This window comes from Arenimonas sp. GDDSR-1 (assembly GCF_025980345.1).
In the GTDB taxonomy this organism is placed as follows: domain Bacteria; phylum Pseudomonadota; class Gammaproteobacteria; order Xanthomonadales; family Xanthomonadaceae; genus Arenimonas.
Genome location: NZ_JAPDUI010000017.1, coordinates 49,229 through 61,851, shown reverse-complemented (window position 1 = coordinate 61,851; position 12,623 = coordinate 49,229). Strand labels below are relative to the sequence as shown.

At 61.3% G+C, this 12,623-nt stretch carries 10 protein-coding genes; 7 read left to right on the top strand and 3 right to left on the bottom strand.

The window, feature by feature from the left end:
- The first annotated feature begins 107 nt into the window (after positions 1-107).
- The 3 genes from yihA (at position 108) to Q0W88_RS04600 (ending at position 2,891) form a co-directional block, all read left to right on the top strand.
- Positions 108-725 (top strand): ribosome biogenesis GTP-binding protein YihA/YsxC, encoded by a 618-nt coding sequence (yihA, locus tag Q0W88_RS04610; RefSeq protein ID WP_297800545.1) that lies wholly within the window; start codon positions 108-110, stop codon positions 723-725.
- Complete coding sequence (locus tag Q0W88_RS04605; protein ID WP_297800542.1) at positions 718-2,073, top strand: glutamate--cysteine ligase; 1,356 nt, start codon at positions 718-720, stop codon at positions 2,071-2,073. The genes yihA and Q0W88_RS04605 overlap by 8 nt, the downstream gene beginning before the upstream one ends.
- Before the next feature lie 149 nt (positions 2,074-2,222).
- On the top strand, positions 2,223-2,891 hold the full coding sequence (locus Q0W88_RS04600) for a methyltransferase domain-containing protein (protein WP_297800540.1): 669 nt from the start codon (positions 2,223-2,225) through the stop codon (positions 2,889-2,891).
- On the opposite strand, the gene Q0W88_RS04595 is transcribed toward Q0W88_RS04600, so the two are convergent.
- The 3 genes from Q0W88_RS04595 to Q0W88_RS04585 form a co-directional block, all read right to left on the bottom strand.
- Positions 2,875-3,573 carry an SGNH/GDSL hydrolase family protein gene (locus Q0W88_RS04595; protein WP_297800538.1) on the bottom strand — a complete coding sequence of 233 codons (699 nt, stop codon included), beginning with the start codon at positions 3,571-3,573 and terminating at the stop codon, positions 2,875-2,877. The genes Q0W88_RS04600 and Q0W88_RS04595 overlap by 17 nt on opposite strands.
- Before the next feature lie 6 nt (positions 3,574-3,579).
- Positions 3,580-4,104, bottom strand: a complete 525-nt coding sequence (locus tag Q0W88_RS04590; protein WP_297800537.1) for a lipocalin family protein — start codon at positions 4,102-4,104, stop codon at positions 3,580-3,582.
- Positions 4,105-4,251: 147 nt separating this feature from the next.
- A complete protein-coding gene (locus tag Q0W88_RS04585; RefSeq protein WP_297800534.1) occupies positions 4,252-4,593 on the bottom strand; it encodes a zinc ribbon domain-containing protein YjdM in 342 nt (113 codons plus the stop codon).
- 552 nt (positions 4,594-5,145) lie between these two features.
- Here Q0W88_RS04585 and Q0W88_RS04580 point away from each other — a divergent pair.
- From Q0W88_RS04580 to Q0W88_RS04565, 4 genes are all read left to right on the top strand, one after another.
- The gene (locus Q0W88_RS04580) at positions 5,146-8,040 is read left to right on the top strand and encodes an ATP-binding protein (RefSeq protein WP_297800532.1); all 2,895 of its coding nucleotides are present in this window, start codon (positions 5,146-5,148) and stop codon (positions 8,038-8,040) included.
- A 4-nt stretch (positions 8,041-8,044) separates the two neighbouring features.
- Positions 8,045-9,178: an HD domain-containing phosphohydrolase gene (locus tag Q0W88_RS04575; RefSeq protein WP_297800531.1), complete on the top strand. Its 1,134-nt coding sequence runs from the start codon at positions 8,045-8,047 to the stop codon at positions 9,176-9,178.
- Positions 9,179-9,251: 73 nt separating this feature from the next.
- Positions 9,252-10,877: a TldD/PmbA family protein gene (locus tag Q0W88_RS04570; RefSeq protein WP_297800529.1), complete on the top strand. Its 1,626-nt coding sequence runs from the start codon at positions 9,252-9,254 to the stop codon at positions 10,875-10,877.
- Positions 10,878-10,991: 114 nt separating this feature from the next.
- The gene (locus tag Q0W88_RS04565; protein WP_297800527.1) at positions 10,992-12,617 is read left to right on the top strand and encodes a TldD/PmbA family protein; all 1,626 of its coding nucleotides are present in this window, start codon (positions 10,992-10,994) and stop codon (positions 12,615-12,617) included.
- The last annotated feature ends 6 nt before the right edge of the window (positions 12,618-12,623 follow it).

Here is a 12,623-nt window from a genome sequence, read left to right as displayed (position 1 = left end):
GTCAAGCGCCAATTATCCCAGTGTTTACGGGGTTCGGTCAATCCGTAACGGCGTTTTGCCGGAGAAACAAAGGGTAGAATAGGCCAATCTCCCCCGAAGCGGTCCTTATGGCCAATCCCCTCGCCCAAGCCGAATTCGTGCTCTCGGCCAATGCCCTCGCCCAGCTGCCGAAAGACAGTCTGGCCGAAGTCGCGTTCGCGGGCCGCTCCAATGCCGGCAAATCCACGGCGCTGAATGCCTTGTGCAACCAGAACAGCCTGGCGCGGACCTCCAAGACCCCGGGCCGTACCCAGCATCTGGTGTATTTCCGCATCACCGAAAACCGCTATCTGGTCGATCTGCCCGGGTACGGCTACGCCAAGGTGCCGATTGCCGTGCGCGACCACTGGCAGGCCTTCATTACCCGCTATTTCCAGATCCGCGAGCCCCTGGTCGGTCTGGTGCTGGTCATGGACGTGCGCCATCCGCTGCGCGATTACGACCTGCAGATGCTCGATTACGCCTTCAAGCGCAATATTTCCGTGCACTGCCTGCTGACCAAGGCCGACAAGCTCGGCCGCAGCGAGCAGGCCCGTACCCTGGCCTTGGTGAAAAAGGAATTGGCCGGACGGGCCAGTGCCCAGCTGTTTTCCGGTTCAGCCAAACTGGGTCTGGACGAAGCGCGCGAAGTGGTCACCGGCTGGCTGATGGCTGCACCGGTTGCCGAAGGAGATACCCATGGCTGATAACGATTCGCCCCTGATTACCGGCAAAGACCAATTGGTCGCCTTCCATGCCTCCGGCGCGCGTGCGCCGCAGGATTGGCGGATCGGCACCGAACACGAAAAATTCGGTTTCCGGCTCGATGATCTGCGCCCGCCGACTTACGAAGGCGAGCAGGGCATCGGCGCCCTGCTCAAGGGTCTGACCCGCTTCGGCTGGCAGCCGGTCGAAGAGGGCGGCAACATCATCGCACTGCTGCGCGATGACGCCTCGATCACTCTGGAGCCGGCCGGACAGTTCGAACTGTCGGGCGCCCAGCTGGAGAATGTGCACCAGACCTGCAAGGAAACCAATCTGCATCTGTCGGAAGTCAAAACGGTCGGCGATGAACTCGGCATCGGCTTCCTCGGCATGGGTTTCCAGCCGAAATGGGCTCGCGCCGACATGCCCTGGATGCCGAAAGGCCGCTACAAGATCATGCGCGAGTACATGCCGAAAGTCGGCTCGCTCGGCTTGGACATGATGACCCGCACCTGCACGGTGCAGACCAATCTCGATTTCGAAAACGAAGCCGACATGGTCAAGAAATTCCGCGTGTCGCTGGCCCTGCAGCCGGTGGCGACCGCGCTGTTCGCCGATTCCCCGTTCACCGAAGGCAAGCCGAACGGCTACCTGAGCTACCGCTCGCACATCTGGACCGACACCGATCCGGACCGCACCGGCATGCTCGATTTCGTGTTCGAGGACGGCTTCGGGTTCGAACGTTATGTGGATTACCTGCTCGATGTGCCGATGTATTTCGCTTATCGCGACAAAAAATACATTGATTGCGCCGGCCGCAGCTTCCGTGATTTCCTGAACGGAAAACTGGCGCCTTTACCCGGAGAGTTGCCGACCTTGGCCGACTGGTCGGACCACATGACCACGGCGTTTCCGGAAGTGCGCCTGAAGAAATATCTGGAAATGCGCGGCGCCGACGGCGGCCCGTGGCGGCGGCTGTGTGCGTTGCCGGCGTTCTGGGTGGGATTGCTGTACGACACCGAAGCGCTCGATGCCGCCTGGGATCTGGTCAAGGATTTCAGCATGGCCGAGCGCAACCAATTGCGCGATGGCGTGCCGAAGCACGGCTTGAAGCTGCCGTTCCGCCATCACAGCCTGCGCGAGCTGGCCATCGAGGCGCTGAAGATTTCGGCACTGGGCCTGAAGAACCGCCGCCGCTTGAACCGGCACGGCGATGATGAGGCGCTGTTCCTGCATCCGCTGATGGAGATCGCGTTGGCCAACGAAACTCCGGCCGAGCGCAAGCTGGCGCTGTATCACGGCGTCTGGAACGGCGACATCGACCAGATCTTCAAGCAGTTCGCATACTGACACGGCTGGCGTTTGCGCCGGCAAAGGCGTAGGGTGGGGGTTCGCATGGATTTGTCCAGCTCCGTTCCCGCCCGCGGCCACACCGGCACGCACACCGGTCCGGACTTGCCCGGGATTCATATCACTCACGATTTGAATCCGAGCACGCCATGGCCCCGCCGCTGCAGACCCGTGTCGACACCCATCATTTCGACGGCATTGCCTACCGCATCCGACGTCTGGTCGACGGCAACCAATTCGATGATCCGGACGGCTCGGCCGAAGCGCTCGGCATATCGCCGGCCAGCTGGCCGTTCTTCGGCATGCTCTGGCCTTCGGGCGTGCTGTTGGCCGATCTGCTCAGCCGCGAACCTCTGGGCACCGGCCGCATTCTGGAGCTGGGCTGCGGCCTGGGCATGGCCAGCCTGGTCATCAACGCACGCGGCGGCGATATTCTGGCCACCGACTACCATCCGCGCGCGGAAGCATTTTTGCACGACAACAGCCAACGCAATGCCCTGGCCGATACGCCCTTCCAACGCCTGGATTGGCGTGTCCCGGATCCGGATCTGGGGGTTTTCGATCTGATCATCGGCAGCGATCTGCTGTACGAGCCGGATCATCCCGCGTTGCTTTCCGCATTCCTGGCCCGGCACAGCGATGCCGGAACGCGCATCATCATCGTCGATCCCAAGCGCCGGTTGCATGTGCGTTTCCGGAAACGGATGGAAGCGGCCGGCTTCCTCTGCCAAAGCGTTGCCGGAACGCCGGCGCAATGGGCCACGTTCGGTTTCAAGGGCGTGGTGCAGCGCTTTGACGGATTCAATCCGCCGCAATAAGGGCCTTGGCAGCCTGCTCGGCCCAGAGCCCATAGGTGACGGCGCTGGGGTGAAAGCCATCCACGGCCATGAATTCGGCCTGCATCGGCGCACCGAACTGCAGCAGACGGCAATCATCCCGAGTTGAAACGAAGGCCTGCAGTACCCGGTTGAATGTTTTGGCGCGCACACCGAGCACATGGCGCAGCGGTTGCGGCAGTGCCGGAAAGTGATGCATCGGCGGTAAAGCGGTGAATAAGATGCGTTTTGCCGCGAATTTGCCACGCAGCAGATCGGCCAGTTGCGCTTGTTGCGCCTGCCAGGCCGCCAGCGACACGCCGCTGGTCACATCATTGACGCCGAGGGAAATCACTACGGTATCGAAGGTCTCCGCGTCATGCGCGTCGAGCAAAGCCAGGCATTGCGCGCTGGTCCGACCGTTGCCGGCCCAGAGTTTCCAGGATATTCGATAGCTGCCCTTCAGCTTTTGAATCAACTGGCCCGATAAGCCATCTGATTGCGTGGCGGCACCGACGCCGGCCGCCGCCGAATCCCCCAGAATCAGCAGGCGAAGAGGTTGCCCATCGCCGAGCTCACCGCTGCGTGGCCCCGGCGGTTCCGGCAGACGCGGCGTGACTTTACGGACATAAAGGCCTTGCAGCAGAAGCAGCGGCGCCAGTGGCAGAAGCAGCAGCGGATGCACGTGCAATCAGGGCGCCGCGGTTTGATCGACCAGAAGGATGTCTTCACGGCGGAAGCCTTTGGCCACCGCCTTGTCGATCAATTCACGGCGTAGTTTTTCATCCATCGTCGGCGTGCGCGACAGCAGCCAGAAATACGAGGTGTCCGGTCCGCTGATCAAGGCGTATTGGTAGCCTTCGCGTTCCAGCTCGAACACCACGTAGGCCCCGTAGAACGGGCCGAAGAACGAGACCTTCAGGTGGCCTTTGTCCTTGCCGTCGACGAAATACGCCTTGCCGACCGATTCCTTCCATTGCCCGCTGGCGGCTTCGAAACCGCGGTTCACCACGGTGATGCCGCCATCGTCGCGCGCGGTATAGGTGGCGGTGACCCGGCTCAAACCTTTTTCAAAACGGCTGTCGATGCGTGCGATTTCATACCAGGTGCCCAGGTAGCGCGGGCCATCGAAGTTGGACACCGGTTTGACGTGCTCCGGTGTTTTGGCGCTGCAAGCACTCAACAGCAAAATACAGGCGAGCATGAAAAGGCGCATGGGTCATTCACTTATTTAGGAAAGGCTTCACGGTACATGAAAAGCCGAAAGCGTAATGTGAAGGCGCAGCAACGGCAAATGGCTCGGATGCGGAACGTCAGATTATTCGCCGTCGATTGAAAATGATTACGGCCACATGTGCCACTTTCAAGCTTTGCGTACGAATTCCGATTTCAGCTGCATGGCACCGAAGCCGTCGATCTTGCAGTCGATGTCGTGATCGCCGTCGACCAAACGGATATTCTTGACCTTGGTGCCGACTTTGACCGAGGACGAGCTGCCTTTGACTTTCAGGTCCTTGATCACCGTCACCGTATCGCCGTCCTGCAGGATGTTGCCGACCGCATCCTTGACGGTTTTTGCGGCATCGGGCGTTTCCGCGGCGGCCGATTGCGGCCATTCGTGGGCGCATTCCGGGCAGACATAGTTGTCCCCGTCGCCGTAGGTGTATTCGGATTGGCATTTGGGGCAGGGTGGCAGCGCGCTCATGGAGTTCTCATTGGCCTGTACAGGCTTTCATTGTAATCCCTGCGCTGGTAGCGGACAGGAAATCAAAAGGCGATGGCTTGGTGTGGAAGGCCGTGCCGGTTCCGCGCAAATAACCGATATATGGGTTGGCCTTGGTCCGGGATTCTTTCGATTTCACAATAAATTTACAATTCAACTGTGGTGGACGGATTTCCGACATCTCGGCGGAGTCGGCAGACCCAAACCCCGTGCGCGCGCGGGCTCATCAGGGCTTGGCGAGGTCCTGAGGCCGATGTGCTGCGCGATATGTGGTTGATTAAATTAAAAATACACATAATCACTATTAAAAATATTAATACCAATACTTGTATTATTAAAATAATATGGATTTACCTGATGTGCGGAGCGCCCTCCCTCTCTCTGCTCCGCCGATCCCAGGTGTGTTCATTCCATCACACTTTTAAAGGCCACGCCCTGCGTGGCCTCTTTTTTTGCCGGTGCCGGCATTGGCAGTGCCCAGTCAACTCGGTATGCTCGAATACCGCCGATTATGCCGATAACGCCTTGAAACCGATGAAACAAAACCCTACGGTGCAGCTGCGCACCTGGATGTGGCGCGCCTTCATGCAAAGTGCGCTGATTCCGCTGCTGCTGGTGGAGACGGTCCTGATTGCCGTCTACCTGCTCAGCAACAGCGCCATCCGTGATGCCCAGATCGAGTATCTGCGGGAGAACGCGCGCAACGACCTGCGCGCGGTGGCCAGCCAGGAATCGCGCGTCATCGACCAGCAGCTGTCGGCAATCGGCGCGCTTACACGCATGTATGCCAATGAAGTGGGCAGCGCGCTGCGTGACCCCAAAACCGTGCCGTTGACCTCGAATCTGGCTTTGACCGATACCGGCGTGCACTACAGCCCGAAGGACGACGGCCGCCCCGCGGTGTTCTATTCGGCCGCGCTCTGGAAAAAGAGCGGCCATGACCTGGTCAAGCTCGCCAAGCTCGAACACGTCGATGGCCTGATGCGCCAGATCAAAGCCGAGAATCCGCTGGTGTCGGCGATTTACTTCAACAGCTGGGACAGTCTGAACTACATCTATCCCTGGTTCCTGACGCCGGAACAGTATGACCACAACATGCCGATTCCGGACTACAACTTCTACTATCTGGCCGATGCCAAACACAACCCGAAACGCGGCGTAGTCTGGACCGATGTCTATGTCGATCCGGCCGGACAGGGCTGGATGATGTCCGCCATCGCGCCCGTGTACCGCGCCGACTTTCTGGAAGGCGTGGTCGGGCTGGATGTCACGGTCGGCAACATTCTGACGGAAATCAGCAACCTCAAGGTGCCTTGGAATGGCTATGCCGTGCTGGTCAGTGACGAGCTGAACATCATGGCACTGCCCGAAGCCGGCGAAGCCGATTTCGGCCTGACCGAGCTGACCGATTTCACCTATGACGAAGCCATCAGCAAGGAAAGGTACAAACCCTCTGATTTCAATCTCGGCAAACGCAAGGACACCCAGAAGCTGGCACGGGCCATGCAGGCCAATGCTTCCGGCATCATCGCGCTGCCCCTCGGCGGCAAGTCGCATCTGGTGGCATGGACGCGCATCGAGCAGACCGGCTGGCGGTTGATGGCCGTGGTTGCCGAGGAGGATATCTTCCAGCAAACCAATATGCTGGCCGGACGCTTCACCCAGATCGGCTATCTGCTGATCGCCGGACTCGTATTCTTCTATGCAGTATTCTTCACCTACATGTGGCTGCGCTCGCGCAGCCTGAGCGCACGTCTGGAGAAGCCGATCATCGGCGTTTCCCGCATGCTCGACCAGATCGGCAACGGCCTGTGGCAGCCGGCCAGGGCCGGTTCCGAAATCAGCGAACTGGACGCCATGGCCGGACATGCCTCGGCCATGGGCCAGCGTCTGGGCCAAAGTGAAGCCGAACGGCAGCAGGCGCAGCAGCGCCTCGAACTGGTTCTGGAAGGCACGACCGAAAGCGTCTGGGAGCAGGATCTGCGCGCCAATACCGTAACCGTGCGCGGCCGCTTCGCCAAGCGTTTCGGCCTGAGCGGTGAAACGGTCACCGAGGAGGAATTCCGTTCGCACGGCCACCCCGAGGATCTGAAGGCCGTTTTCGAAGCCAAACAGCTGGCCGTCGACGGCGTGCAGGATTTCTACTACAGCGAATACCGCTTTGCCGACGCCGTCGGCAACTACCACTGGCTGCTCAGTCGCGGCCGCGTGCTCGAGCGCGACCCGCAGACCGGAAAGGCGCTGCTGGTCGGCGGCACCCATCACGACATCGACGCGCTGAAGAATACCGAAATGGAGCTGCGCGAAGCCAGCCTCGAGGCCCAGGCCGCCAGCGTCGCCAAGTCGCGCTTCATTTCCAGCATGACTCACGAGCTACGTACGCCGCTCAATGCCATCCAGGGCTTTGCACAGCTCATCCGCATGCAGCACCCGTCCGGCAGCGGAAACGACGAGCCGCAGTACATCGACGAAATCATCAGTGCCAGCAGTCACCTGAACCAGGTGGTCGGCGATATTCTGGAGTGGTCCAGTGCCCAATCGGAACCCCAGTCCATTGAACTTCAGCCGGTCATCGTGCGCGAAGCCATGCTGGCCTGCGCCGAACTGGTCCGCGTTGAAATCGAGCGTGCCGGGCTGACGCTGAACCTCGATCTACCGCCTGAAGACTTCAGCGTACCGGCCGATCCGCGCCGCTTGCGTCAGGTCATCATCAATCTGATATCGAATGCCATCAAGTACAACTCGCCCGAAGGCCAGATTACGCTGACCTACCAGATCGCCGGCCAGCATGTGCGCATCATCGTCGAGGATACCGGCATGGGCATCGGCGCCGAACTGCAGGGCCAGCTGTTCCAGCCGTTCCAGCGACTGGGCCGCGAGAATACCGCCATTCTCGGTACCGGACTCGGCCTGTCGCTGTGCCGCGAATTCGCCACGCTGATGGGCGGCCGCATGGGCGTCAGCAGCCATCCGGGCATCGGCAGCAGTTTCTGGATCGAGCTTCCGTTGAACCGTTCCGTCCCGCCGGTGCCGGCCACGGCGCCGCTGACGTCTGAGCAGCCCCGGGCCTTGCCGCGCGTTGTTCTGGTCGAAGACAATCCCGCCAGTCAGTTCCTGGTCAAGATGGCGCTTGAAGACATGGCATGCATCGACGTCGTTGCCGACGGCCGTGAAGCCCTTGCGCGTATACTGGATGCACCGCCCGTGCTGCTGCTACTCGATATCAATCTGCCCGGGATGAACGGCAAGGATCTCCTGCAGGCGCTGCGTGCCGATGTCCGCACCCGCGCGCTCAAGGTCGTGGTGCTCAGCGGCGTGGTCGGGGCCGGCCAGCTTCTCGATCTGGATTGCCAGGGTTTTCTGGCCAAACCGCTGGACAGCGCCGAACTGCGCCGTCTGGTCAGCGCTCTACTGAACTCCCGAGGATAAACCGATGCTGCCCGATAATTTGAAAAATGCGACCGTGGTTCTGGTCGATGATACGCCCGCCAATCTGCGCCTGCTCGAGTCCAGCATGCGCGCATTCGGCCTGCGCAACATCCGCGCCTTCAGCGATTCCGCGGAATCCCTGGCCTGGCTGCAAAGCAATCCCTGGGATCTTCTGGTACTCGATCTGGACATGCCGGCGCCGAACGGGTTCGATATCCTGCAGGCGCTGGCAGTGCGGGACCGCAGCGCGGCGCCGATCATCATCGCCAGCGCGCTCAGCCGTCCGGAAGACCGACGCAAAGGCCTGGCCCTGGGCGCCAACGACTACATCTGCAAACCGCTGGATCTGCCCGAGCTGCTGCTGCGGGTCCGCAACAATCTGGAACTGAGCGCGGCAAATCACTTCCTTCGTCTGGAACGCAACCAGCTGGAACAGGCCGTGCATGAGCGCACCGCGCAGTTGCGCAGCAGCTACCAGAGCATCATCGGCATTCTCTCCCGTGCCGCAGGCTACAAGGAAAACGAAACCGAGCGTCACGTCATGCGCATCGGCGAATACGCGGCGCTGATGGCGCGCGCCATCGGCCTGACCGAAGAGCAGTGCGAGCACATGAGGTTGGCCATGCCGATGCACGATATCGGCAAGATCGGCATTCCCGAGGCGATCCTGCAGAAATCCGGACCGTTCACGTCGGAAGAGCGTGAAATCATGAAACATCATGCCCGCATCGGCCATCACATCATGAGCGACAGCATGGGTACCCCGCTCAGCCGTCTGGCTGCGGAAATCGCGCTATACCATCACGAGCACTGGGACGGCAACGGCTACCCGCAGGGCCTGAAGGGCGAGGAAATTCCGCTGTCGGGTCGCATCGCCGCAATCTGTGACGTTTACGACGCGTTGCGCTCGGCTCGTCCGTACAAGACGGCTTGGTCGGCCGAGGAGACCCTGGTGTACTTCCGGGAACGTTCGGGTACCCACTTCGATCCTGATCTGGTGCATGTGTTCGAGCGCATTTTCGACCAGCTCGAGAACATCCAGAACAGTCTGGTTGACGAAACCCCGAAATCCCTGGATGAGCTGGCCAAAATGGCCGGCTCGCCGATTTCCGACATCCTCAACGAGCACCGCCTCTAGCACTTCTGTCCCGCCGCCGATTTCAGTTATGATGGGTATCGGTTGACGCATTCCGCGGGACGGAGAAGCTGTGATGGACAGACGTGATTTCCTGGTAGCCTCGGGCGCATCGCTCGGCGCCCTGATGATTCCCGGATACGGCCGCGCCGTAGCGGCCGAAGCCCTGCTGGAAACCATGGATCCGGCCCGCAAGAAAGTGCTGGCCGATATCGCGCTCGGCGCCGCCACCGCCGCCGGCGCCAGCTACTGCGACGTGCGCATCGGGCGCTACCTGCGGCAATCAATCACCACCCGCGAGAAACGCGTCCAGAACGTCCTGAACAGCGAGTCCACCGGTGCCGGCATCCGCGTCATCGTTAACGGCACCTGGGGTTTCGCGGCCAGCAGCGATCTGAGCAACGACGGCATCGCGCGCGCCGCCCGCCAGGCCGTGGCCATCGCCAAAGCCAACAGCGTGGCGCAGACCGAGCCAGTGCGTCTGGCGCCGGTCAAGGGCGTCGGCCAGGTGTCCTGGGCCACCCCGATCGGCCGCAATGCCATGGCGGTGCCGGTAAAGGACAAGGTCGAGCTACTGCTCGGCGTGAATGCCGCGGCCATGGCCGCCGGCGCCAATTTCATCAACTCGCAGCTGTTCATCGTCAACGAACAGAAATATTTCGCGTCGACCGACGGCTCCTACATCGACCAGGACGTGCACCGCATCTGGCCGAACTTCAATGTCACCGCCATCGACAAGGCCAGCGGCAAATTCCGCAGCCGCAATGCGCTGTCTTCGCCGATGGGCATGGGTTACGAATATCTTGAAGGCGGCCGCAGCATCCCACTACCCAACGGGCTGACAGCTTACAAGGACCGCTACGACATGCTCGAGGACGCCGTGCAGGCGGCCAAGCACGCCGTACAGAAGCTCAAGGCGCCCTCGGTCAAACCGGGCAAATACGATCTGGTGCTGGACCCGAGCAATCTGTTCCTGACCATCCATGAAAACGTCGGCCATCCGCTGGAACTCGACCGCGTGCTCGGCTACGAAGCCAACTACGCCGGCACCAGCTTCGCCACGCTCGACAAGCGCGAGCAGGGCTTCCGCTACGGCAGCGACATCGTCACCCTGTTCGCCGACAAGACCGCACCGGGCACGCTCGGCGCCGTCGCCTACGATGATGAAGGCGTGCGCACCAAGCGCTGGGATCTGGTCAAGGACGGCATTTTGGTCAATTACCAGGCTATCCGCGATCAGGCCCACATCATCGGCGAGACCGAATCGCAGGGTTGCTGCTACGCCCAGAGCTGGGCCGATGTGCAGTTCCAGCGCATGGCCAACGTTTCGCTGGCGCCGGGCAAAAAGCCCCTGCAGCCCGCGGACATGATCAAAAACGTCGAAAAGGGCATCTACATCCTCGGCCGCGGCTCGTTCTCAATCGACCAGCAACGCTACAACGCCCAGTTCGGCGGCCAGCTGTTCTACGAAATCGAGAACGGCAAGATCACCGGCATGATCGAAGATGTGGCCTATCAGATCCGTACCCCGGAATTCTGGAATGCCTGCACCGCCATCTGCGACGAGAGCGACTTCCGCCATGGCGGCTCGTTCTTCGATGGCAAGGGCCAGCCGTCCCAGGTGTCCGCGGTCTCGCACGGCGCCGCCACCACCCGTTTCGACGGCATCAACATCATCAACACCGCGCGGTCGCTGGGATGAATCCCGCCGGCATGACTTATGGGCTATGCCATTGCCGCACGGCCTTCACTATGATGGGGATTCGCCAACCGCCTGCCGGCGGGACGCACCCCCATTCAACCCAGGAGCACTGCGATGGATAGACGACATTTCTTGGCGGCATCGGGCCTCGGCCTGAGCGGCTTCATGATTCCCGGCTTCGGCAATGCCGTGGCGGCCGAGGCACTGCTGACCAAAATGGATCCGGCGCGCAAGAAGGTGCTGGCCGACATCGCCCTGAACGCCGCGACCGGCGCCGGCGCCAGCTACTGCGACGTCCGCATCGGGCGCTACATGCGCCAGTTCGTGATTACCCGCGAAGACAAGGTGCAGAATGTGGTCAACACCGAGTCCATCGGTGCCGGCATCCGGGTCATCGCCAATGGCACCTGGGGCTTCGCCGCCACCAGCGATCTCAGCAACGCCGGCGTGGCCAAGGCCGCGCAGCAGGCGGTCGCCATCGCCAAGGCCAACTCCAAATCACAGACCAAGCCGGTGCAGCTGGCCCCGGTCAAGGGCGTCGGCGAAGTATCCTGGGCCACGCCGATCAGGAAAAACGCCATGGAAGTGCCGGTCAAGGACAAGGTCGACCTGCTGCTTTCCGCCAACAGCGCGGCCATGGCCGCCGGCGCCAACTTCGTCAACTCGATGCTGTTCCTGGTCAACGAGCAGAAGTATTTCGCCTCCACCGACGGATCCTACATCGACCAGGACGTGCACCGGATCTGGCCGACCTTCACTGTCACCGCCATCGACAAAGCCACCGGCAAGTTCCGCAGCCGCGACAGCATGTCCTCGCCGATGGGCATGGGCTATGAGTACCTCGACGGCGACCGCCACATCGAACTGCCCAATGGCCTGATGGTCTACAACGACCGCTTCGACATGAAGGAAGACGCCGTCGCCGCCGCCAAGCAGGCGCAGCAGAAACTGAAAGCGCCGTCGGTCAAGCCGGGCAAATACGATCTGGTGCTGGATCCGACCCATACCTGGCTGACCATCCATGAATCGGTCGGCCATCCGCTCGAACTCGACCGCGTGCTCGGCTACGAAGCCAACTACGCCGGCACCAGCTTCGCCACGCTCGACAAGCTGAAGGACAAATTCAAATACGGCAGCGACAAGGTCACCATCTTCGCCGACAAAGTCCAGCCGAACACCCTCGGCGCCGTCGGTTTCGACGACGAAGGCGTCAAGACCAAGCGCTGGGATCTGATCAAGGACGGTACGCTGGTCAATTACCAGGCCATCCGCGACCAGGCCCACATCATCGGTGAAACCGAATCGCACGGCTGCTGCTACGCCGACTCCTGGTCGAGCGTGCAGTTCCAGCGCATGGCCAACGTTTCGCTGGCACCGGGCAAGTCCCCGCTGTCGGTGGCCGACATGATCAAGGATGTCGAGAAGGGCATCTACATCATCGGCGACGGCTCGTTCTCGATCGACCAGCAGCGCTACAACGCCCAGTTCGGCGGCCAGCTGTTCTACGAAATCGAAAACGGCAAGATCAAAGGCATGGTCGAGGACGTCGCCTACCAGATCCGCACTCCGGAATTCTGGAACGCCTGTTCGGCCGTCTGCGACGAGCGCGATTACCGTTTCGGCGGTTCGTTCTTCGACGGCAAGGGCCAGCCCGGCCAGGTTTCCGCGGTCTCGCACGGTTCCAGCACCGCGCGCTTCGACGGCATCAACGTCATCAGCACGGCCCGGTCCCTGGGCTAACCGACC